Source organism: Ruegeria sp. AP11 (genome assembly GCF_056535865.1).
Genome location: NZ_JBQFJB010000001.1, coordinates 3397469 through 3420408 on the forward strand (window position 1 = coordinate 3397469; position 22940 = coordinate 3420408).

General features: G+C 60.3%; 19 protein-coding genes and 1 tRNA gene. 13 read left to right on the forward strand and 7 right to left on the reverse strand.

What is annotated here, in order from left to right:
* Positions 1 to 243: 243 nt before the first annotated feature.
* Positions 244 to 3861 (reverse strand): vitamin B12-dependent ribonucleotide reductase, encoded by a 3618-nt coding sequence (locus tag ACR3E4_RS16990; protein ID WP_480532260.1) that lies wholly within the window; start codon positions 3859 to 3861, stop codon positions 244 to 246.
* Between the two features lie 545 nt (positions 3862 to 4406).
* On the opposite strand from ACR3E4_RS16990, the gene ACR3E4_RS16995 reads away from it, so the two are divergent.
* Positions 4407 to 4841, forward strand: a complete 435-nt coding sequence (locus ACR3E4_RS16995) for a hypothetical protein (protein ID WP_480532258.1) — start codon at positions 4407 to 4409, stop codon at positions 4839 to 4841.
* Between the two features lie 9 nt (positions 4842 to 4850).
* On the opposite strand, the gene ACR3E4_RS17000 is transcribed toward ACR3E4_RS16995, so the two are convergent.
* The 4 genes from ACR3E4_RS17000 to pdxH all read right to left on the reverse strand — a co-directional run bounded on the left by ACR3E4_RS17000 (position 4851) and on the right by pdxH (position 6700).
* Positions 4851 to 4927 (reverse strand) — tRNA-Pro (locus ACR3E4_RS17000).
* A 43-nt stretch (positions 4928 to 4970) separates the two neighbouring features.
* Entirely contained in the window at positions 4971 to 5438 is a 468-nt protein-coding gene (locus ACR3E4_RS17005; protein ID WP_480532256.1) for a DUF192 domain-containing protein, read from the reverse strand.
* A gap of 7 nt (positions 5439 to 5445) precedes the next feature.
* Positions 5446 to 5973, reverse strand: coding sequence for a cold-shock protein (locus ACR3E4_RS17010; RefSeq protein WP_480532254.1), 528 nt, complete (start codon positions 5971 to 5973; stop codon positions 5446 to 5448).
* Positions 5974 to 6094: 121 nt separating this feature from the next.
* Entirely contained in the window at positions 6095 to 6700 is a 606-nt protein-coding gene (gene pdxH / locus ACR3E4_RS17015) for a pyridoxamine 5'-phosphate oxidase (RefSeq protein ID WP_480532252.1), read from the reverse strand.
* Positions 6701 to 6835: 135 nt separating this feature from the next.
* Between pdxH and fabI the strand changes: the two genes are divergently transcribed.
* The 5 genes from fabI to trpE all read left to right on the forward strand — a co-directional run bounded on the left by fabI (position 6836) and on the right by trpE (position 12847).
* A complete protein-coding gene (fabI, locus tag ACR3E4_RS17020) occupies positions 6836 to 7642 on the forward strand; it encodes an enoyl-ACP reductase FabI (protein WP_480532250.1) in 807 nt (268 codons plus the stop codon).
* A gap of 6 nt (positions 7643 to 7648) precedes the next feature.
* The gene (gpt, locus tag ACR3E4_RS17025; RefSeq protein WP_480532248.1) at positions 7649 to 8158 is read left to right on the forward strand and encodes a xanthine phosphoribosyltransferase; all 510 of its coding nucleotides are present in this window, start codon (positions 7649 to 7651) and stop codon (positions 8156 to 8158) included.
* A gap of 66 nt (positions 8159 to 8224) precedes the next feature.
* The gene (locus tag ACR3E4_RS17030; RefSeq protein WP_480532246.1) at positions 8225 to 9400 is read left to right on the forward strand and encodes an aminotransferase; all 1176 of its coding nucleotides are present in this window, start codon (positions 8225 to 8227) and stop codon (positions 9398 to 9400) included.
* An 81-nt stretch (positions 9401 to 9481) separates the two neighbouring features.
* Complete coding sequence (locus tag ACR3E4_RS17035) at positions 9482 to 11323, forward strand: peptidyl-prolyl cis-trans isomerase (RefSeq protein ID WP_480532244.1); 1842 nt, start codon at positions 9482 to 9484, stop codon at positions 11321 to 11323.
* Between the two features lie 12 nt (positions 11324 to 11335).
* Positions 11336 to 12847 (forward strand): anthranilate synthase component I, encoded by a 1512-nt coding sequence (gene trpE / locus ACR3E4_RS17040; RefSeq protein ID WP_480532242.1) that lies wholly within the window; start codon positions 11336 to 11338, stop codon positions 12845 to 12847.
* 35 nt (positions 12848 to 12882) lie between these two features.
* On the opposite strand, the gene ACR3E4_RS17045 is transcribed toward trpE, so the two are convergent.
* Entirely contained in the window at positions 12883 to 14403 is a 1521-nt protein-coding gene (locus ACR3E4_RS17045) for a divergent polysaccharide deacetylase family protein (protein WP_480532240.1), read from the reverse strand.
* A 131-nt stretch (positions 14404 to 14534) separates the two neighbouring features.
* Here ACR3E4_RS17045 and ACR3E4_RS17050 point away from each other — a divergent pair, with 131 nt between their 5' ends.
* From ACR3E4_RS17050 to lexA, 6 genes are all read left to right on the forward strand, one after another.
* Positions 14535 to 15116, forward strand: a complete 582-nt coding sequence (locus ACR3E4_RS17050) for an anthranilate synthase component II (protein WP_480532238.1) — start codon at positions 14535 to 14537, stop codon at positions 15114 to 15116.
* Positions 15113 to 16132: an anthranilate phosphoribosyltransferase gene (gene trpD / locus ACR3E4_RS17055; RefSeq protein WP_480532236.1), complete on the forward strand. Its 1020-nt coding sequence runs from the start codon at positions 15113 to 15115 to the stop codon at positions 16130 to 16132. Before ACR3E4_RS17050 ends, trpD begins: the two co-directional genes overlap by 4 nt.
* Positions 16129 to 16941, forward strand: coding sequence for an indole-3-glycerol phosphate synthase TrpC (gene trpC / locus ACR3E4_RS17060; RefSeq protein WP_480532234.1), 813 nt, complete (start codon positions 16129 to 16131; stop codon positions 16939 to 16941). Before trpD ends, trpC begins: the two co-directional genes overlap by 4 nt.
* Positions 16941 to 17414: a cyclic pyranopterin monophosphate synthase MoaC gene (gene moaC, locus ACR3E4_RS17065; RefSeq protein WP_480532232.1), complete on the forward strand. Its 474-nt coding sequence runs from the start codon at positions 16941 to 16943 to the stop codon at positions 17412 to 17414. The genes trpC and moaC overlap by 1 nt, the downstream gene beginning before the upstream one ends.
* A complete protein-coding gene (locus tag ACR3E4_RS17070) occupies positions 17411 to 18583 on the forward strand; it encodes a molybdopterin molybdotransferase MoeA (RefSeq protein ID WP_480532230.1) in 1173 nt (390 codons plus the stop codon). Before moaC ends, ACR3E4_RS17070 begins: the two co-directional genes overlap by 4 nt.
* 70 nt (positions 18584 to 18653) lie before the next feature.
* Positions 18654 to 19352, forward strand: a complete 699-nt coding sequence (gene lexA / locus ACR3E4_RS17075; protein ID WP_480532363.1) for a transcriptional repressor LexA — start codon at positions 18654 to 18656, stop codon at positions 19350 to 19352.
* Here lexA and ACR3E4_RS17080 read toward each other — a convergent pair.
* A complete protein-coding gene (locus tag ACR3E4_RS17080) occupies positions 19346 to 21373 on the reverse strand; it encodes a ComEC/Rec2 family competence protein (RefSeq protein WP_480532228.1) in 2028 nt (675 codons plus the stop codon). The genes lexA and ACR3E4_RS17080 overlap by 7 nt on opposite strands.
* A gap of 78 nt (positions 21374 to 21451) precedes the next feature.
* On the opposite strand from ACR3E4_RS17080, the gene gltX reads away from it, so the two are divergent.
* Complete coding sequence (gltX, locus tag ACR3E4_RS17085) at positions 21452 to 22852, forward strand: glutamate--tRNA ligase (RefSeq protein ID WP_480532226.1); 1401 nt, start codon at positions 21452 to 21454, stop codon at positions 22850 to 22852.
* Positions 22853 to 22940: the final 88 nt, after the last annotated feature.

Here is a 22940-nt window from a genome sequence, read left to right on the forward strand (position 1 = left end):
GTTGACCGCCCGGTGTTTTTTTGCCTGCGGCCTGGACTGCGCATGGGACGAGCGCACCCGCCCCGTGAGAGAGTGGGAGGGAGCAAATATTCCGCCCCACCCTGTTCCCGGCCAACACGGGCATGTCGGCCGAGTGGACCAAGGCATCGATGGTAAGTCTCAGCGCCTTGCTCCGTATTCGTCGGGGTCGGTACCTGTGGCAGCTATCCGACCCCTGCACCCCGGGTTGCCGGGGCGCTAAACTCAGCTACACCCGCTTGTCGCGCCGCAGGTGTTGCACTTCATGCAGGTGCCGTTGCGCACCAGCGTGTAGTTTCCGCATTCGCCGCAAGGGTCACCCTCATAGCCTTGCATTTTGGCCTTGGTGCGGGCGTCCATTCCGGTCGCGACCGCCGTTTCTGCCGGCGCCTCGAATGAGGCTGCGGTTTCCGCCATGCCGGTCACGTCAGCCTGACCGCCGTTGAAGACCATCAAGTCTTGCGGCAGACGTTTGCGCAGATAACCGGTCGAGCTGATTTGTTTCAGCACTTCCAAGGATTTGGTCGCCGCGCTTTCACTGATTTCCGAGACGTTGGACAGTCCGTCTTCTTCGCCCCGGCCCAGATCGTCGAAGGTTGCGCCTTCGGGCTTCACATGGGCCAGATCGGTGCGGTCCAGATAGGACACGGCCAGTTCACGGAAGATGTAGTCCAGGATCGACGTCGCGTTCTTGATCGAGTCGTTGCCCTGCACCATCCCCGCCGGTTCGAACTTGGTGAAGGTGAAGGCGTCGACGAATTCCTCCAGCGGCACGCCGTATTGCAGGCCGACTGACACGGCGATGGCAAAATTGTTCATCATCGCCCGAAAGCCAGCGCCTTCCTTGTGCATGTCGATGAAGATCTCGCCCAGTTTGCCGTCTTCGAACTCACCGGTGCGCAGATAGACCTTGTGGCCGCCAACGATCGCCTTTTGGGTATAGCCCTTGCGGCGATGCGGCAGTTTCTCGCGATGGCTGCGGATCATTTCCTTGACCACAACCTTCTCAATCACCTTCTCTGCCAGAACGACGGCTTTCTCCTGCGCCGAACCGCTTTCCAGCACTTCTGCCGCCTCGTCGTCATCCTCAACCAGCGCCGCGGCCAGCGGCTGCGACAGTTTCGAGCCGTCACGGTATAGCGCGTTGGCCTTTACACCCAGCGACCAGCTGAGTTCATAAGCCTTCTGGCAATCCTCGATGGTCGCATCATTCGGCATGTTGATCGTCTTCGAGATCGCACCCGAGATGAAGCTCTGCGCCGCCGCCATCATGGTGATGTGGCTATCAACCCCAAGGAAACGCTTGCCTTTCTTGCCACACGGGTTGGCGCAGTCGAAGATCGAATAATGCTCTTCCTTCAGATGCGGAGCCCCTTCCAGCGTCATGGTTCCGCAGACATGATCGTTCGCCGCGTCGATATCCGCCTTGGTAAAGCCCAGATGGCGCAGCAAGTCGAAGGTCGGGTCATTCAGCTTGGTCGCCGGGATGCCCAGAACGCCGGTGCAGAAATCTTCGCCCAGTGTCCACTGGTTGAAGACAAAGCGAATATCAAAGGCGCTTTCCAGCGCGGCATCCACCTTGGCCAGTTCGTTCGGGCCAAAGCCGTGACCGGTCAGCGAGGTATGGTTAATCCCCGGCGCGTTGCCGATGGTGCCGTGGCCAACCGCGTAGCCCACGATCTCTTCGATCTGAGCCGAGGAATAGCCCAGTTTCTCAAGCGCCGACGGCACCGAGCGGTTGATGATCTTGAAGTAACCGCCACCGGCCAGCTTCTTGAACTTGACCAGCGCAAAGTCAGGCTCGATCCCGGTGGTGTCGCAATCCATCACCAGACCGATGGTGCCAGTGGGCGCGATCACAGTGGCCTGCGCGTTGCGATAGCCGTTCTGCTCACCAAGGCTCAGCGCTTCGTCCCAAGCCGACATAGCCAGATCGACCAGACGCTTGTCCGGGCAGTTGCCGTGATCCAGAGGCACCGGCTTCACCGCCAGTTTCTCATATCCATTGGTCACGCCCTGCGCCGCCCGGCGGTGGTTGCGGATGACGCGCAGCATGTGGTCGGCATTGCGCTCATACCCTTTGAACGGACCCAACTCACCGGCAATTTCGGCCGAGGTCGCATAGGCCACACCGGTCATGATCGCGGTCAGCGCACCACAGATCGCCCGGCCCTCATCCGAGTCATAGCTGTAGCCCATATTCATCAGCAGACCGCCGATATTGGCATATCCCAGACCCAGCGTGCGGAAGTCATAGGACAGCTGCGCGATTTCCTTCGACGGGAACTGCGCCATCGTTACCGAGATTTCCAGCGTCAGGGTCCACAGGCGCGAGGCATGCATGAAGTCCGCCGCCTGGAACTCACCATCCTTCAGGAAGGTCAGCAGATTCATCGACGCCAGGTTGCAGGCCGTGTCATCGAGGAACATGTACTCCGAACACGGGTTCGAGCCGCGAATTTCACCATCTTCGGGGCATGTGTGCCATTCATTGACCGTATCGTGGAACTGGATGCCCGGATCGGCGCAGGCCCAAGCGGCGTGGCCGACCTTCTCCCACAGATCACGCGCCTTGACGGTGCGGGCGACCTTGCCATCTGTGCGGTTGATCAGTTCCCAATCGGCGTCTTTCTCGACCGCAGTCAGGAACGCATTAGTCACGCGGATCGAGTTGTTCGAGTTCTGGCCCGAGACCGAGCTGTAAGCTTCCGAATCCCAGTCTGTGTCATAGGTCGGGAATTCGATACTGTCGTGACCCTGCCGCGCATAGTCCAGCACGCGCTTGATGTAAGTCTCAGGGATCGCAACCTTTTTGGCTTCGCGAACCGCTTTCTTCAGGCTGTCATTCTTGTTGGGGTCATACGCGTCATCCGCCGCACCGTCCCAGCTGCGGATGGCCTCGAAAATGCCATTCAGCATCTTCTCGTGCATCTTCGATCCGGCAACGATCGAGGCCACCTTCTGCTCTTCGATCACCTTCCATTCGATGAATTGCTCGATGTCCGGGTGATCCGCATCGACGATCACCATCTTTGCTGCCCGACGGGTTGTCCCGCCTGATTTGATCGCGCCAGCGGCGCGGTCGCCGATCTTGAGAAAGCCCATCAGGCCCGAGGACTTGCCGCCACCCGACAGCGCCTCACCCTCTGCACGCAGATGGCTGAAATTGGTGCCGGTGCCCGAGCCGTATTTGAACAGGCGCGCCTCGCGCACCCACAGATCCATGATGCCTCCTTCGTTCACCAGATCGTCATCGACGGACTGGATGAAGCAGGCATGCGGCTGTGGATGCTCATAAGCCGATTTCGATTTGGTCAGCTTGCCGGTATTATAGTCGACGTAATGATGCCCCTGCGCCGGCCCATCGATTCCATACGCCCAGTGCAAACCGGTGTTGAACCATTGCGGCGAGTTCGGCGCGGCGCGCTGGGTTGCCAGCATATAACGCATCTCGTCGAAATAGGCGCGCGCGTCTTCCTCGGTCGAGAAATAGCCGCCCTTCCAGCCCCAATAGGCCCAAGCGCCAGCCAGACGATCGAATACCTGCTTGGACGAGGTCTCGCCCGTGAACTCTGCACCCTCGGCCGGGACCGAGCGCCACAGGAACTCGGGCACGTCTTTCTCTTTGACCTTCTTCAGCGCAGACGGAACACCCGCCTTGCGGAAGTATTTCTGCGCGATCACGTCGCTGGCCACCTGGCTCCACTTCGCGGGAACCTCAATCTCGTCCAGACGAAAGACGATGGTGCCGTCCGGATTGCGAATCTCAGAGGTCGCGGACACAAAATCCAGATCGGCATATGCATCCTGTCCAGGTTTGGTGAATTTTCTTTCAATCTTCATGTCCGCTGCCCCAGCTTCGCGTTGTCCAAAATTCTCGTCTCCGGCACCAAATCTTGTGTTGCGGGGTGCCGCCCGCAGTGCCGATTCTTCAGAGACGCAAAAGCCCGGGCGCTGTCCGTCACAGCGCAAAACCGCAAGTGCGGTTACACTTCAGATTGCTTTGTTATCCGTCCCTTGCCCGATGCCTGCTTCCGGTCATTACCTACCAGATTTAGTGGCTCGCGTATCGGCCCATACAATCTGACGTATACAGCCATAGTTGGTCAACGGACTTTTTCGCTCATTTTTGAAATCTTTTGGCTTGACCCTATGCGCCAGACCAGCAGGAAATCGCCGGTCCACGATTCCTCCACAGCCGTCATGTGGACATCCGTTCGATCGGCAGCCCAAGTCCCAATGTGATTTCTCGTTTTGAACGCCATAGTTACAGGCGACAGATCAAGCAGGGCCACATTAAGGACAATGTCAGAGAATCATCGTCGCAACCGCAGAAGGCATGTCATAGTCAGCGCAGAGTGATTTTCTGTACGGGATTGTTTTCAGCCATGCGCCTGCTCTTGCTGCTGCCCCTACTGGCCCTGATCGTGTCCTGTACAGCACAAGAGACGCCGCTGCCATCACGCAGTGCGCAGTTTCCCGAATACCCGCAAAGCTTGTTCAATACCTTCAAGACGGACTGCGCCGGACCCGGCGACAGCTATATCAAGGCGGGCTCCAACAGTTTCGAATGCCGCGAGACCCTGTCGCCCGAGGCAACCGCTTATCTGATTCTCAGCTTTGACGGATACCCGCAGAAACTGCCTCAGATCGTGACCCGCCTGAGTTCGTTCAAGAACCAGCAAGGCTATCGCGTCGATGCGGAACTGTATTTTCTCGTACCGCAGAAAAACGGCACTACGCTCAGAATACCGATTGAAAGCGAAGATCTGGATCGGGATTTTTCACGGCTTTACGCCGATTTCGGCGGCACCCCCGTGTAGAGGAAGAAGTGGTCGGGGCGGCAGGATTCGAACCTACGACCCCCTGTACCCAAAACAGGTGCGCTACCAGACTGCGCCACGCCCCGGACCGTGCGCCTTCCTAAACGCGCTGATTTGATTTGAAAAGCCCTAACAGGGCCAAATTGCAGGACCTTGCGAAAAAACTTCGTGGCGCATCTGGGTTCCGGGCCGGATACCATAGCGCGCGGCCAGACCCGCGTTGATTTCCAAAACCGCAAAGACCGAATCGCCACCCTCTATCGGGGTCAGGTCGCCGGGAATGGCGCCTTCATGCACACGCGTCACCGTTCCGGCACGATCAACGAAAATCATGTCGAGCGGGATCAGAGTGTTCTTCATCCAAAACGCCACCGGCTGTGGCGGGTCGAAGATAAACAGCATCCCCGACCGGCTTGGCATGTTCTCGCGGAACATCAACCCACGCGAGCGCTCCTGTGGTGTCACGGCCAGTTCAATATCGAACCGCACCTGTGCCGTATCATTTCGCAACTCAACCCGGTCGGCACGACACTCCGCCCAAGCGGGCCCAGAGCATAGAACCGTCAGAGCCACCAGAGCTGTCGCGAGTTTCTTCATGCGTTGCTTAGCTTGTCAGTGCCGCTTCCCAAGCCAGGACCTGAGCCGCCATGCGTCCGCGCTTGCCATCGATGACCCGCATCGCCAGTGCCTCGCCCGGTTGCAAATCGGCAAGACCCGAGCGGCGCAAAACTTCGATATGCAGGAACACGTCTTCGTTGCTGCCAAACACATTGGCAAAGCCAAACCCCTTGCCCTTGTCGAACCACTTGACCCGCGCTGCCTCAAGCGGAGCACTGCCGATCACCTCGGGATCAAGCTCGGCGAAGTCGGCCAGCATCATTGTCTCGGCCCGTACCGGGGGATCCACGCTGATGACTTCGACCGCCTGAACGCCACGGTCGGTTTTGTGAGTCATGATCTCGATCCCGGCCCCATCTGCGACCGAGCTTTGACCGAAATTCCGCAAGACATTGACGTGCAACAGAATATCCGGCCCGCCTTCGTCGGACACAACAAATCCGTATCCCTTGGCGGGATCGAACCATTTTACGTGTCCTCGGACGCGGTACATGCTGTTCAGATCTTCTGGCACTGTTTTCCCATCACGAAGATTACCAAGTCGTTAAGGGTTTGTTGTTTATGGTATTGGCCCGTAATTTCAAGTTGAAAAAACCCTTTACTTACGGACTGTTGCATTTCACGACACGCGAACGTCATGGATTTAGCCTCTGCACCTGCCAGTCTGAATCGGCACTGTCACGTTTCCACTGAAACCGGTCGTGCAGACGAAAGGCCCCGTCAGCCCAAAATTCGATCTCAACAGGCGTTAATCTGTACCCGCCCCAGAACTTAGGGCGCGGCGGATTGGTTCCCAGCTTGGCGGTCAATTTTGCGACTTCAGCCATCAAAGACGCACGACTCTCAAGCGGTTGCGACTGATGCGAGGCCCACGCGCCCAGCCGACTTTTGAGCGAACGCGAGGCATAGTATTCATCTGCCTGCGGGCCGTCTTCCCGGGTGATTGTACCACGAACACGAATTTGACGCCGCAAAGATTTCCAGTGCATCACAAAGGCCGCCTGCCCCTGATCATCCAGTTCCTGCGCTTTGGCGCTGTGATAGTTTGTATAGAAAACAAACGCGTCTTTTTCGATTTCCTTCAGCAACACCATCCGGACATTGGGCAATCCCCCATCATCCACGGTTGCCAGCGCAATCGCGTTCGGATCGTTTGATTCCGTCTTTTCTGCCTCGGCCAGCCACCGCGCCGCTATTTCAAACGGATCGGCTCCGGCAAAGATGCCACTACGCTCGTTCATTTCCATCCCCTGGAAACAATTGTCCTCGACCCTAAGGCGAGAACCCGCTGCGGGCAAGAGCGCATGGCCTTGAAGCAGACCAATCAATGGCATAAACCAACCGAACACAACGCGACGACATGCGGAGAACCGAAGATGTCAAATCAGTTGATGGCCGGAAAACGCGGCCTCATCATGGGACTGGCCAATGACAAATCAATCGCATGGGGAATCGCCCGCGCCTTGTCCGATGCCGGGGCCGAACTGGCCTTTTCCTATCAGGGGGATGCCCTGAAAAAACGCGTCGACCCTCTGGCCGCGCAACTGGGCAGTGAAATTGTCCTGCCCTGCGATGTCAGTGACGAAGAGTCGATTGACGGGCTGTTCGCAGCGCTCGAACAGAAATGGGGAAAGCTGGACTTCGTCGTGCACGCCATCGGCTTTTCCGACAAGAACGAGCTGCGCGGGCGTTACGTCGATACCAGCCGTGCGAATTTCAAGCTGACCATGGATGTTTCGGTTTATTCCTTCACCGCCGTCATGCAGCGGGCTGAAAAGCTGATGACCGAAGGCGGCTCTGCCGTCACCCTGACCTATTACGGTGCCGAGCAGGTGATGCCGCACTATAATGTCATGGGGGTCGCCAAGGCGGCGCTGGAAGCATCGGTGAAGTATCTGGCAGAAGATCTGGGCAGGGACGACATTCGCGTCAACGCGATTTCGGCCGGTCCGATCAAGACGCTGGCGGCCAGCGGCATCGGCGATTTCCGCTATATCATGAAGTGGAACGAGTATAACTCGCCCCTGCGCCGCAACGTGACCATCGACGATGTGGGCAATTCGGCGCTCTATCTTCTGTCAGACCTCAGCAGTGGCGTGACCGGAGAGAATCTGCACGTGGATTCGGGTTATCACATCGTTGGCATGAAGGCCGTCGACGCGCCGGATGTGGAAAAAGGATAAGAAGACATGAGCGCCAAGGACCGTCTGCCCCACGAAAAAGGCTTTCACATCAGCTGGGACCAGATTCACCGCGATTCTCGCGCGCTGGCCTGGCGGCTTGATGGGCAAGGCCCCGACGACGGCGCCTGGCGTGCCGTGGTGGCCATCACCCGCGGCGGCATGGCGCCCGCGATGATCGTCAGCCGCGAGCTGGACATTCGTACCGTCGACACCGTCAGCGTGAAATCCTATCACCATCAGGCACAGGGTGAGGCCGAAGTGCTCAAGGCCCCTAATGCCGATCTGATGGGCGACGGAACGGGTGTTCTGATCATCGACGATCTGGTCGACAGCGGTAAAACGCTGGAACTGGTGCGCGAAATGTATCCCAACGCGCATTTCGCCACCGTCTACGCCAAACCCAAGGGCCGCCCGATGGTTGACACCTTCATCACCGAGGTCAGCCAGGACACGTGGATTTTCTTCCCGTGGGACATGGCGTTGCAATATGTCGAACCCTATCGGGGAACAGACTGAACTCTGCCCTCTGTTCAAATACATCACAGAGCGCGAGGCAGAGCCTCGGATAAGGACGGTCATGCCATGGCTCAAACACGCACCAGTGCCACATTTCCTCCTCCGGTAATGGAGGCACGGCGCTGGCTCGAAGGTGTTGCGTTTACCGATGACCGGCCCTTGATCAATGTCAGTCAGGCCGCTCCGGTTGACCCGCCCCCGCTGGCGCTGAGGCAGGCCATGGCTGACTTCGCGGTGTCGCAGGACAGTGCACATCTCTACGGCCCGGTATTAGGCAATGATGACCTGCGGACCGAGCTTGCCGCTCAGATCAGCACCCATTACGCAGCGCAGGTCGTGGCCAATCAGGTCGCCATAACCTCTGGCTGCAATCAGGCCTTCTCGGCTGTGATCTCCGCCATCACTGATCAAGGGGATGAGGTCATCCTGCCAACCCCTTGGTATTTCAATCATAAAATGTGGCTGGATATGGCCGGCGTTGCGTCTGTCGACCTGCCCACAGGCGATGACCTTTTGCCTGATCCTGACAAGGCCCGCGCCCTGATAACCGACAGAACCCGCGCAATTGCGCTGGTCACGCCGAACAATCCGGGCGGTGTGGAATACCCCGCCGAGCTGGTGCGCGCCTTCTATGACCTTGCGCGGGAATTCGGCCTGCATTTGCTGGTCGATGAAACCTATCGCGATTTTGACAGCCGCAGCGGCCCGCCGCATGAGCTGTTTCAGCAGGACGGCTGGGATGCCACGCTTGTCCACCTCTATTCTTTCTCGAAGGCCTACCGCCTGACCGGCCACCGCGTCGGTGCGATTGCGACCAGCCCTGCGTTGCTGGCCGAGATCGAAAAGTTCCTCGACACCGTCGCCATTTGCCCCGGTCAGATCGGCCAGTTCGCAGCGCTTTGGGGCATGCAGAACCTGTCGCAATGGGTGGCGGGTGAACGGGATGAAATCCTCGACCGCCGCGCGGCGATTGCCGAAGGGATGCCGCGCCTGTCCGACAAGGGATGGCGATTGCTTGGATTGGGCGCTTACTTTGCCTATCTCGAACATCCGTTCGACATTCCCTCAGACGAATTGGCCAAACGACTGGTGGCTGAGGCCGGGGTTCTGCTGCTGCCCGGCACCATGTTCATGCCCGCGCATGACCCTGCCGGAAAGCGGCAGGTGCGCGTTGCGTTTGCCAATCTCGACCGGGCCGGGATTACGCAATTGTTCGACCGGTTGCAGGGCCTGTCCATCTGAGCTTGCCCCCCGGCGGTGTGCAGCGTATTCAGGGCCGCAACCGACAGGGCAGACACTTGCCGACATAATCAAGAGGGCACCATGGCCGCAGGCATGAAAAACCTATCCAAGACCTTTGTGTGGATTCTCATGGGTCTTCTGATGCTGGGCCTTGCGGGCTTTGGTGCGACCAGCCTGACGGGCACCGTGCGCACCGTGGCGCAGGTCGGGGATGAGAGTGTTTCGGTCGATGAATATTTCCGCGAGTTGCAGCGCGAAATCCGCGCTGTTGAGGCTCAGACCCGTCAGCCCCTGCAAATCTCGCAAGCGGTTGATCTGGGTCTGGACCAGCGCGCCCTGTCCCGGCTGATCGCACTGGCGGCCCTGGATAATGAGGTCGGGCAGCTTGGCATTTCGATCGGCGATGAGAACCTGCAGAACGAGATCGTGCAAATCCCCGCGTTTCAGGGTGTCGATGGCACGTTCGACCGCGAAGCCTATCGCTTTCAGCTGGATCAGGTCGGCATGTCGGATGCCGAGTTCGAATCAGACCTGCGCAAGGAATCCGCCCGCACCATCGTTCAGGGCGCAGTCATGAGCGGGGTCGAAATGCCCCCGACCATGACCGAGGCGCTGGCGAACTACGTGCTGGCCCGCCGCAGCTTTACTGTCGCCACCCTGTCCGCCGATGCTCTTGAAACCCCGGTTGCCGAACCGACGGATGAGCAGGTGCAGGCCTATTACGACGAAAATGGCGACCGCTTTACCCTGCCCCGCACCAAACGCCTGACCTATGCCATTCTCTCGCCCGAGATGCTGCTGGACACGGTTGAGGTGGACGAAGATTCTCTGCGCCGTCTCTACGATCAGCGCACAGATCAGTACCAGCAGCCCGAGCGTCGTCTGGTCGAACGCCTGACCTATCCTAGCGAAGAGGCCGCGACCGAGGCGCTGGCGCAGTTGGAAGTCGGCGGCGCGGATTTTGAGCAACTGGTACGGGATCGCCAACTGGAACTCAGCGACGTCGATCTGGGGGATGTGACCCGCGAAGACCTGGGCGAAGCCGCCGATGCCATCTTCGCCGCCGAGATCGACGATGTGGTCGGCCCCCTGCCGTCTACCTTTGGCCCCGCCCTGTTCCGCGTCAACGGCTCGCTGGCCGCAAACAGCGTGACCTTCGAAGAGGCCGAGCCCGAGCTGCGCGATGAACTGGCCGCCGACCGCGCGCGCCGTCAGATCGAAGCGCAGGCCGAAGACATCAACGACCTGCTTGCAGGCGGTGCGACACTGGAAGAACTGGTGGGTGAAACAGAAATGGAACTGGGTCAGATCGACTGGACTCAGCTCAGCGATGAAGGTGTCGCCGCTTATGACGGGTTCCGCGACGCTGCAGTTGCGGTACAGGACGGCGATTTCCCCGAGGTTGCGTTCCTCGAAGACGGCTCGATCTTTGCCCTGCGTCTGGATGAAGTTCTGCCCGAACGCCCCGAGCCGCTAGACAGCGCGCGCCCACGGGTCGCAGGCGCCTGGGTACAGGACGAGATCGCCAAAGCTCTGCAAAATCAGGCCAATTCGATCCTGACGCAGCTGGCGACCGACGGCGATTTCACCGCCACAGGCCTGCCCTTCCGCGTCGAAAACGCTTTGACCCGCACCGCGTTTCTTGAGGACGTCCCGGTGGATTTCATGGCTCAGGTCTTCGAAATGGACCCCGGTGAATTGCGCGTCATCCCCGGGAATGGCACCGCCCTGATCGTGCGGCTGGACGAAGAACTGCCCCCGGCGGAAACCGACGAACAGCGTCAGATGCAGGATGCGCTGGCTGCACAGCTCAGTCAGGCGCTGGCGCAAAACATTTTTGACATCTATGTGCGTGACGCCCGGACGCGCGCGCGGCCTGTGCTGGATCAGCAAGCGCTGAACGCGGTACAGTCGAGCTACTAAAAGAGACTTCAGATGGCCCTGACCCCGGATTTCGACAGTTTCGCGCGCGCCTATGACGCGGGTGAAAATCAGGTCGTCTATACTCGCCTCGCAGCCGATCTGGACACTCCGGTTTCGCTGATGCTCAAGCTGACGGGGGCGCAGAAAGACGCCTTCATGCTTGAATCGGTGACCGGGGGTGAGGTGCGCGGACGCTACTCGATCATCGGTATGAAACCCGATCTGATCTGGCGTTGTCACGGAGAGGCTTCGGCCCTGAACCGCTCGGCCCGGTTCGACCCCGAGGCGTTCGAGCCGCAGGACGGTAATCCGATGGACAACCTGCGCGACCTGCTGGCCGAAAGCCGCATCGCGCTGCCGGATGACCTGCCGCAGGCGGCCGCCGGGCTGTTCGGTTATCTAGGCTATGACATGGTGCGGCTGGTGGAGTACCTGCCGGATGTGAACCCCGACCCGCTGGGCCTGCCCGATGCGATCATGCTGCGCCCGTCGGTCATAGCGGTACTGGATGGCGTCAAAGGCGAGGTCACCGTGGTATCGCCCGCATGGGTGAGCGAGGGCCAGACCGCCAAAGCTGCCTATGCGCAAGCGGCCGAGCGTGTGATGGACGCCGTGCGCGATCTAGAACGCGCCATGCCTGCCGAAACCCGCGATCTGGGCGACGCGATCGAGGTTGGCCCGCCGGTATCGAACTTCACCAAATCCGGCTATATGGAGGCCGTCGAGAGGGCCAAGGAATACATACGCGCGGGCGATATCTTTCAGGTCGTTCCGGCGCAACGCTGGACACAGGATTTCCCACAGCCGCCCTTTGCACTGTACCGGTCCTTGCGGCGCACGAATCCGTCGCCCTTCATGTTCTATTTCAACTTCGGCGGCTTTCAGGTTGTAGGCGCGAGCCCCGAAATCCTTGTGCGTGTCTTCGGGAACGAGGTCACCATCCGCCCCATCGCGGGCACCCGCCCGCGCGGCGCAACGCCCGAAGAGGACAAGGCCAACGAGGTCGACTTGCTGGCCGACAAGAAAGAACTGGCCGAGCATCTGATGCTGCTGGATCTGGGCCGCAACGATACCGGTCGTGTCGCCAAGATCGGCACCGTGCGTCCCACCGAAGAGTTCATTATCGAACGCTACAGCCACGTGATGCACATTGTCTCGAACGTGGTTGGCGAGCTGGCCGAAGACAAGGACGCGCTGGATGCGTTCTTTGCCGGGATGCCTGCAGGCACCGTCTCAGGCGCGCCCAAGGTACGCGCGATGGAGATTATCGACGAATTAGAACCCGAAAAGCGCGGTGTCTATGGCGGCGGGGTTGGGTATTTCAGCGCCGGTGGCGACATGGATATGTGTATCGCGTTGCGCACAGCCATCGTGAAGGACCAGAAGCTATACATTCAGGCGGGCGGCGGCGTTGTCTATGACAGCGACCCCGAGGCAGAATATATGGAGACCGTCCACAAATCCAACGCGATCCGCCGGGCGGCGGCGGATGCGGCGCGCTTTACCGGAAACGGGAACAGCTAAGGGGGCGGCAGCAGATCACTGCTGCCGTCTTGTCCTTACGACCCGGAATCGTCTTCCTGAACCTCTTTCATCATGACGGCAGAGATCGGGGCCATTGCCACCCGGCTGCCGCGATCTTCAAGCCCCCACAACAACAGCGCCGATATGGTTTCGGGGCGCAGGCGGCCCATCATCACCACGGCACCCTCCTGCCCGGCACGGAACGCTGCCTGATCCAGGAAACGCCGCATGATCATGGGGTCCTGATTGGCCCCGTCGAAATCCCGGAACACAACGCTGGACGGCACACCGTTACGCGCGGCCAGCTTCTGCACCGTGTTCAGGCCATTGTCCTGCGTCACCAGTCCGCGCCCGGTATCCCCGGCAATCGCTGCGATCTGATCGGCCAGCTTGCGGTTACCTTGTATGCCCGAGCCCACGCCTTCAAGAATACCAACCGTATGGGGCAACTCCTCCAGCCAGACGGACAGGGAAACCTCGGCATCCTGCGCGTTCGAGGCTTCGTGCATATCGATCAGGGCCAGCACCTCAAACCCGGCCTCGCGATGGCGGGCCATTTTCTCGGCGGCATCGGGGTCAGTCGGGCTGATGGCAAAGCTGAGCGGATATGGGAAATCCTGCAGCGCCTCGGCCCCGAAGGCCCCTTCATCATCGATCAGAATGATCGACATCAACGGCTTGGCATCGGGATTCTCAAAACTGGCCGCGTGCTCCTCGATCGGTTTCCGGGCGGTCTCAACCGCTTCTTCCGTTGTCTCGGCAGGCGGGTCGTCGCGATCGGTCAACGGCACAACGCGCTTGCCGGCTAGCGTACCGGCGTTGACCGGCCCATCTCCTCCGATCTGAGGCAGTGTGCGTACCCGGGGCTTAGAGACCTGACGTGTGTCCTCCTCTCCCTCTACCGCGATGGGATTGTCCTGAGGAGTTTCCGGCTCCGCGCTCTCAGGGGTCTCTGACACCTCTGGCTGCAAGGCTGCGATCTGAGGTTCTTCTTCTGGCTCTTCCTCAACCACTTCTGGTTCAGGGGTCACCTCGGGTTCGGGCGCAGGCGGAGCTTCTGCGATGACCTCTGGTGCGGTCTCCGACTCGGGCAAGGCGGGCAGCTCTGCGGGTGCCTGCGGTGCGGTTGGCGCATCAGTCTGCACCGTCACTGTGGTGGTCGAAACCGCTGCGGGGGCTTCAGAATCGGACTGAACCTCGGGCACCGTCGGAGGCTGCTCCGGTTGCAATTCGATCCCTGTCAACGCATCCAGCGAATCTGACCCGGCCTTTGGGCTGTCCGGTCCCGAAGGCGGCAACTCAACCAGATCCGCGTCCACACCGGTGTCTTCAACCTTAACAGCCTGTGCAGGTTCAGGGGCCGCGGCCACTTCCGGTGCCTCGGCTGTCACTTCCGGTTTGCGTGACAAAGGCGTTGTCAGCGACAAGACGACACCCAAAGCCAGCACAGACACCGCCCCGGCGCTCAGTCCACCGTAAAATCCGCCCATCGAAATCTCGCCTCTCGCGTTGTTTCGTGCCTCAACCGCCCCTGCGCCATCTTCTGCGGCGCTCACCTGCAGGCCGCCAAGTTGGGTATGTCCTCTTGACGCTGCCGCACAAGCCTGAGCATGTATGTTCCGACATCATACCGTGGCTAAGGGTTGCATCGCCAGCCTGAAATGCCCTTAGGAAGATAAGTGCCCAAATGCTGCTGCTGATCGACAACTATGACTCGTTTACCTACAACCTCGTTCACTATCTGGGTGAGCTTGGGGCCGAGATGGTCGTGCGCCGCAATGACGCGCTGGATGTGCAGGAAGCGATGGCGATGAACCCGGCGGGAATCCTGCTCAGTCCCGGCCCCTGCGACCCGGATCAGGCAGGCATCTGCCTGGCCCTGACCGAAGCCGCCGCCGAGACACAGACGCCGCTGATGGGGGTTTGCCTTGGCCATCAGACCATCGGTCAGGCCTTTGGCGGCAAGGTCGTGCGTTGCCATGAAATCGTGCATGGCAAGATGGGCACGATGAAACACATCGGAAAAGGCGTGTTCGCCGGTTTACCCTCGCCGTTCGAGGCCACCCGCTATCATTCGCTGGTTGTCAAGCGTGAAAGCCTGCCCGATTGTCTTGAGATTACGGCAGAGCTGGAAGATGGCACCATCATGGGCCTGCAGCACAAAGAACTGCCGATCCACGGTGTTCAGTTCCACCCGGAATCCATCGCCTCCGAACATGGGCATGCCCTGCTCAAGAATTTCCTGAATGAAATGAAAGTCCCCGCATGAGCGACGCTCTGAAACCGCTGATCGGTGCTGCGGCCGATCGACCTCTGACCCGTGCCGAGGCTGAAGAGGCCTTTGGTATCCTGTTTGACGGTGCCGCGACACCCAGCCAGATCGGCGGACTGCTGATGGCCATGCGCACGCGGGGCGAGACGGTGGATGAATACGCCGCCGCCGCCGCTGTGATGCGCGCAAAGTGTAATGCAGTGAAGGCCCCGACAGGTGCGATGGATATCGTCGGCACCGGTGGCGACGGCAAGGGCACCCTGAACATCTCGACCGCGACGGCCTTTGTGACGGCAGGCGCCGGGGTAACGGTTGCCAAGCACGGAAACCGGAACCTGAGTTCGAAATCCGGCGCGGCAGATGCGCTTGGCCAGTTGGGTATCAACGTGATGGTCGGGCCGGAAGTGGTTGAAAAGGCGCTGCAAGAGGTCGGCATCGGTTTCATGATGGCCCCGATGCATCACCCGGCGATTGCCCATGTCATGCCCTCGCGGCAAGAGCTTGGGACGCGCACGATTTTTAACATTCTGGGCCCGCTCACCAATCCGGCTGGCGTGAAACGCCAACTGACCGGCGCTTTCAGCCGCGATCTGATCCGCCCGATGGCCGAAACACTGGGCCTGCTGGGCGCGGAACACGCCTGGCTGGTGCATGGATCGGATGGCACTGATGAACTGACGATCACCGGCATCAGCTGGGTCGCCTCAGTCGAAGATGGTGTTGTAAAAGAGGTCGAGATTCACCCCGAAGACGCAGGGCTGCCGGTGCATCCGTTCGAGGCCATAATCGGTGGTACACCCGAAGAAAACGCAGTGGCATTCCGCGCCTTGCTGGATGGACAACCCTCGGCCTACCGTGACGCGGTGCTACTGAACTCTGCCGCCGCCCTTGTCGTCGCCGATGCAGCCAGCGATCTGCGTGAAGGCGTCGCCATGGCACGCGACAGCATCGACAGCGGCAAGGCCCGTGAAAAGATCAACGCGCTGGCACGCATTACACAGGAAGCCGCATGACCGAGACCGTTCTGGACAGGATCAAAGCCTACAAACTGGAAGAAGTTGCTTCAGACAAGGCCCACAAGTCTCTGGAAACATTGGAATCCGAGGCCCGGAATGCACCGGAAGTGCGCGGGTTCGCCAATGCTCTGCACGACGCCACGCGCAACGGTTATGGCCTGATCGCCGAGGTGAAGAAGGCCAGCCCCTCCAAAGGTCTGATCCGCGCCGATTTCAACCCGCCTGCTTTGGCACAGGCCTATGAAGAGGGCGGCGCAGCCTGTCTGTCGGTTCTGACCGATACACCCAGTTTTCAGGGCGCAAAAGAGTTTTTGACCGTGGCGCGCGCAGCCTGTTCGCTGCCCGCGTTGCGCAAGGATTTCATGTATGACCCCTATCAGGTGGTCGAGGCGCGTGCGTTGGGTGCGGATTGTATCCTGATCATCATGGCGTCGGTCGAGGATGCACAGGCAGCAGAGCTTGAGCAGACCGCCTTTGACTGGGGTATGGACGTGCTGATCGAGGTCCATGACGCTGATGAACTTGAGCGCGCGACGCAGCTCAAAAGCCCGCTGATCGGGATAAACAACCGCAATCTCAAGACCTTCGAGACCACTCTTGATACAACACGTCATCTGTCGAAACTGGTTCCCGCAGATCGCACCATCGTGTGCGAAAGCGGTCTGAGCACGCCTGCCGATCTGGCCGATATTGCCCGCTATGGTGCGCGGTGTTTCCTGATCGGCGAAAGCCTGATGCGACAGGACGATGTGGCCCACGCCACCCGAACCCTGCTGGCAAACCCGCTCATCCCCGGAGTGATGTGATGCCGCTGACTCATTTCGATGCTCAAGGTCAGGCGCATATGGTCGATGTCTCGGACAAGGCCGTCACCGACCGGGTGGCGGTCGCGGCTGGTTACATTAAGATGGCACGGGAAACCTTTGATCTTATTTCAGAAGGTCGTGCCAAGAAGGGTGACGTTCTTGGCGTGGCTCGGCTTGCAGGAATCATGGGCGCGAAGAAAACGCCCGATCTGATCCCGCTTTGCCACCCGCTACCGGTTACTAAAGTGGCGGTGGAATTGACATTGGACCCGGACCTGCCGGGCGTACGGATTGAGGCAACCGTCAAAACCTCAGGCCAGACCGGGGTTGAGATGGAGGCGCTGACCGCTGTGTCTACCGCCGCCCTGACCGTGTATGACATGACCAAGGCCGTGGATAAGGCCATGGAGATCGGCGGCATTCGCGTTCTTCTGAAAGATGGCGGAAAATCAGGGCGTTACGAAGCGACATGATCTCAGTCGAAGACGCCCGCGCCCTTCTGTTCGACCTGGTTTCGCCGTTGCCCGCCGAAACTGTTCCTCTGATCGAAGCCGCGGGACGTGTCTTGGCGCAAGACGTCTCGGCCACGCGCGATCAACCGCCCTTTGCGGCCTCGTCTATGGATGGATATGCGGTCAAAGCAGCCGAAGTCGAGCTGCATGCCATGTTCAAACTGGTTGGCGAAGCGGCCGCAGGCAGGCGTTTTGATGGTACCGTCGGGCCGGGTCAGGCTGTCCGCATCTTCACCGGCGCACCCGTGCCCGAAGGCGCAGATTTTGTCGTCATACAGGAAGATGTCGACCGGCGCGGCGATCTGATCACCATCACCGACACGCCCGGCCCGAAATCCAACATTCGACCGGCTGGTGTGGATTTTTCCGTTGGCGCACAAATCACCGCGCCACGACGGCTCCGCCCCGAAGATGTTGCGTTGATGGCGGCGATGAACATCGCCTCGGTCCCGGTGGCGCGGAAACCGGTGGTCGCGTTGATTTCGACCGGAGATGAACTGGTGATGCCCGGAGAAGACCCCGGCCCCGACCAGATCATTGCCTCAAACACCTTTGGTCTCAAGGCGTTGCTGGAAGAAGCTGGCGCGCAGGTGCGAGTGCTTCCCATCGCGCAGGACACTGTCGCCTCGCTGCAAACGGCCTTTGGTCTGGCGCAGGGCGCGGATCTGGTTGTGACGATCGGCGGTGCCTCGGTCGGAGAATACGATCTGGTTGCAGATGTGTCCGAGGCATTGGGGATGGAGCGGTCATTCTACAAAATCCGCATGCGCCCCGGTAAGCCGTTGATGGCAGGTCGTCTGGGGGATGCAGCGATGGTCGGTCTGCCGGGAAATCCCGTCAGTGCCATGGTCTGCGGCTATCTGTTCCTGATCCCGATGGTGCGCCGCATGTTGGGGATCGAACAGGTTCTGAACCCGTTCCAATCTGCCCGCCTCTCCGCGCCGCTGACCAAGAACGGCCCGCGCGAACACTATATGCGGGCGGTTCTGGATGACACCGGCATTCGCGCCTGTGACGATCAGGACAGCTCGCTTCTGAGTGTTCTGGCGCAGGCCAATGCCCTGCTGGTGCGACAACCGCATGATCCCGCGCGCGATGCAGGGGATGAGGTTCTCTACCTGCCGATCTAGCAAATCCGTTGACACAAAACGTGAACATGCGTAGAACAAAAGAAAACGCATGAGCGATGAGGTGCGAGCGATGCTGACCAAGAAACAATTGGATTTGCTGGAATTCATCCATAAACGCGTTCAGGCGGACGGTGTTCCGCCCAGTTTTGATGAGATGAAGGCCGCGCTGGATTTGCGATCGAAGTCCGGGATTCACCGGCTGATCACCGCACTCGAGGAACGCGGATTTATCCGTCGCCTCGCCCACCGGGCGCGTGCGATTGAGATTGTGAAACTGCCCGAAAGCCTGGGTGGAGAGCCGACTGCAGCCTTCAAACCCCGCGTGATCGAAGGCGACCGCCCCGAAGGCCCGCGCCCGGCCAATTTTGAACCGGTCACGGTGGATGCGATGGAACTGCCGGTCATGGGCCGCATCGCTGCCGGTGTGCCGATTGAAGCGATCAGCCATGTCTCGCACCGGGTTGCGGTGCCGGGCACGATGATTTCCGGAAAGGGTGAACACTATGCGCTTGAAGTGCGCGGGGATTCGATGATCGACGCGGGCATCAACGATGGCGATGTGGTGGTGATCCGGGAAACTTCGGCCGCGGACAATGGCGATATCGTGGTGGCTCTGGTCGAAGATCAGGAAGCGACCTTAAAACGTTTCTTCCGCCGGGGTCACGCCATTGCGCTTGAGGCTGCGAACCCGGCTTATGAGACACGCGTATTGCCCGAGGACAAGGTCAAGGTGCAGGGCCGGCTGGTCGGTCTGATCCGCAGCTACTGACGAAGAATGGGCGACCACAACCGGTCGCCCGTAACCTCGGCGCTGCTCAGCAGCCGTCCGTTCGAAAATGCCAGGCTGCCGGTGACACCAAGCTTGTCCAGATCATAGACAACGCAGTCGCCACTAAGGTCCAGCGCAACCGGAGCAATGACGATCTGCCCGCGCCCGCATTCTTCAAACGCAAGCGCGGCGCGTTTTCCGGTGAGGTGAACCAGCTCTTTGTCTCCGATCAGGTACCGCTGCACGCCACGCGAGGCATTTGGCCAGCGCCCTGCCGCGTTCAGCTGATCGGCAGAATCACCATCATTCTCCAACCAGACCGACGCCACAAAGCCACCGCCCTTCTCTTTGCTCAGGGCGCGACCCTGTTCGGTCATCACGCCGACAAGCCCCCCAGTCTGGGCGATCAGGGCCTCGGGCCGATGCCCCTGCCCCCACATCGCCAATGCGACGCAAACCGGCACAACACCCAGCCACCGTGCACGGCCTTGCCAGAGGATGAGCCACAGTAGCGACACCGCCAGAACCGGCAGCACCACAACCGGTGGGCTGGCAACATGACTCTGAGCTCCGTCGAGTCCCGAAACCCATTCGGCCACCCAAAGGATCCAGCGCAATCCCAGCCCCATGGCCTGAAGCGGCAGAGCGTCCAACCCGAAGGGTGCCAAAAGCGCCGCGACAACTGCGGCCGGAACTACCAGCGTTCCCATGACCGGCACCGACAGAAGGTTTGCCAACAGGCCGTAATGGGAAAGTGAATTGAAGTGCGCGGCTCCGATCGGGGCCGTCGCCAGCCCGGCTACACCGGACGAAATCAACAACGCCCAGACCGGTCCCAGCCATTTAGGCCCGGGAAGCGGACCATGGTCACGCAACGCGCCGAACACAGCCACGAGCGCCACGGTGGCCGCGAAAGACATCTGGAAGCCCGGACCCAGAAGAGTCGCGGGTCGCAGCACCAAAACGATCAGCGCGGCCACGGCCACAGCCCGCAGCGAAATCGCGCGCCGGTCCAGAAGCACCGCGCCGAGCATGACGCAGACCATCACGAAGGCACGCTCGGTCGCGACATTGCCGCCGGATAAAAACAGATAGATGGTCGCAGCGCACAAGGCACAGATCGCCGCGAGTTTGCGGACAGGCAATCGCAAGGCAATGGTGGGAACGCAGGAAAGCCCCATCCGACAGGCAACAAACACAAACCCTGTCAGCAACCCCATATGCAGTCCGGAAATCGCCAGCAGATGTGCCAGATTCGAAGCGCGCAGCCTATCCAGCGAAGCCTGCCCCATCCCGCTGCGGTCCCCGGTGGTGACAGCGGCTGCAAATCCGCCAACCTCACCGGGCAGCACCCGGCGCACATGATCCGATATCGCCATGCGCCATGCGGTGATCCGAACGCCTTCGACGCCCTGATCAGCGGGTGCGATTGTCAAAACCGGAACGCGGGTATAGCCAACAGCACCCAGCCTCTGAAACCACGCGTGACGGCGGAAATCGAAGCCCCCGGGTTCGACCGGGCCTTGTGGTGGCGACAGATGCGCCGTGGTCATCACCCTTTGCCCCGGCGACAGATGCGCCGGATCGCCAAGCAAGGATAGCCGAACGCGCCGGGGCCTCTGATCCGCAGGAACGTCCCCGATCCGCACCTGATCCAGAGTGACCCTCGGCGCGTCCGACGCAGAGCGGTCCAGCGCCACGACCCTCCCCTCAACCGGGCCATAGTAGCGCCATTGCAGAACCGGCTCTGCAACGGTGTGTGCCCGCGCCCCCGCAAGCAGGAAACCTGCCGCCACAAGAGCAACACCAATAAGCAACGGCGACCAAGCCGCCTGCATCCACCGAGCGGTTGTCGTGCAAACCAGCACCAGAACCGCCAGCCCGGCATAAAGCCCGGCATCCGGTTCGAATCGCAGGCTGAAGTACCAGCCGATCCCGACCGCCAGACAGACCGGAGCCCATGGAAACAGATACCCGCGCTGGGTCAGTAACGCGGCCTCGGCCTGTGCCAGAACACGCATGGTTGCCCCCGTCCTTCGGGCTGGGTAGATAGGCGCCAAACTATGCCCGCTACGGTTACCAAAAGGTTAATCCACACAATGTCCGATCAGGTCGTCACCCGTTTTGCCCCCTCTCCCACCGGTTTCCTGCATATCGGTGGCGCGCGCACCGCGTTGTTCAACTGGCTCTTTGCGCGCGGGCGTGGCGGTAAGTTCCTGCTGCGGATCGAGGATACGGACCGCGAACGCTCGACCCCCGAAGCGACGGCGGCGATTCTGCAAGGTATGGAATGGCTGGGGCTGGACCATGATGGAGACGTGATCAGCCAATTCGAAGGCGCCGCGCGCCACGCCGAGGTAGCGCATCTGTTGCTGGCCGAGGGCAAGGCCTACAAGTGTTTCTCGACCCAGGATGAGATTGCCGCATTCCGGGATCAGGCGCGGGCCGAGGGTAAATCGACCCTGTTCCGCAGCCCGTGGCGCGACGCCGATGCCTCGACCCATCCGGACGCGCCTTTCGTAATCCGCATCAAGGCCCCGCAGGACGGCGCCACCCTGATCCGTGATCAGGTGCAGGGCGACGTGACCATCCGCAACAATCAGTTGGACGACATGGTCCTGCTGCGCTCGGATGGCACTCCGGTCTACATGCTGGCCGTTGTGGTGGACGACCACGACATGGGCGTGACCCATGTGATCCGGGGCGACGATCACCTCAACAACGCCGCGCGTCAGATGATGATCTATGAGGCGATGGGCTGGGACGTGCCGGTCTGGGCCCATATTCCGCTGATTCACGGGCCGGATGGCAAGAAACTGTCGAAACGACACGGAGCGCTTGGCGCACAGGAATATCAGGCGATGGGCTATCCGGCTGCCGGTATGCGCAATTATCTGGCGCGACTGGGCTGGAGTCATGGCGACGATGAGTTCTTCACCGATACCCAGGCGCTGGAATGGTTCGATCTGGGCGGGATCGGCAAAAGCCCGGCGCGGTTCGATCTGAAGAAGCTGGAAAACCTCTGCGGTCAGCATATTGCCATTTCGGATGATGCTGCGCTGCGGCAAGAGATCGAGGCATATCTGGCTGCGGCGGCTCTGCCCGCTCTCACTCAAGCACAATCAGGTGATCTGGAACGTGCGATGTATTGCCTCAAGGATCGGGCGCGGACTTTCCCGGAACTTCTTGAAAAAGCACATTTTGCACTCACATCACGCCCGGTAGAACCCGATGAGAAAGCGGCAAAGGCACTGTCGACTGTATCCGACGGTATACTGGAAGAATTGACGCCGCACTTGCAAAATGCTAGCTGGTCTCGGAACGAACTGGAGGAGACCCTGAATTCCTTCGCGGAAGCGAATGGGATTAAGTTCGGCAAACTGGCAGGTCCGCTGCGTGCGGTACTGGCAGGTCGGGCGGTCACACCTTCGGTTTTTGACATGATGCTTGTGCTTGGGCGGGATGAAACCCTTGCACGGCTTTCTGATGCAGCGACCTGATCCCGGCTTCACATTCGGGTAACGCTGCTCCGTTAAGACCCGGACTGCGCCACCGCGCGCAGCCGTTGCCCGATTTGTCGGACAGCGA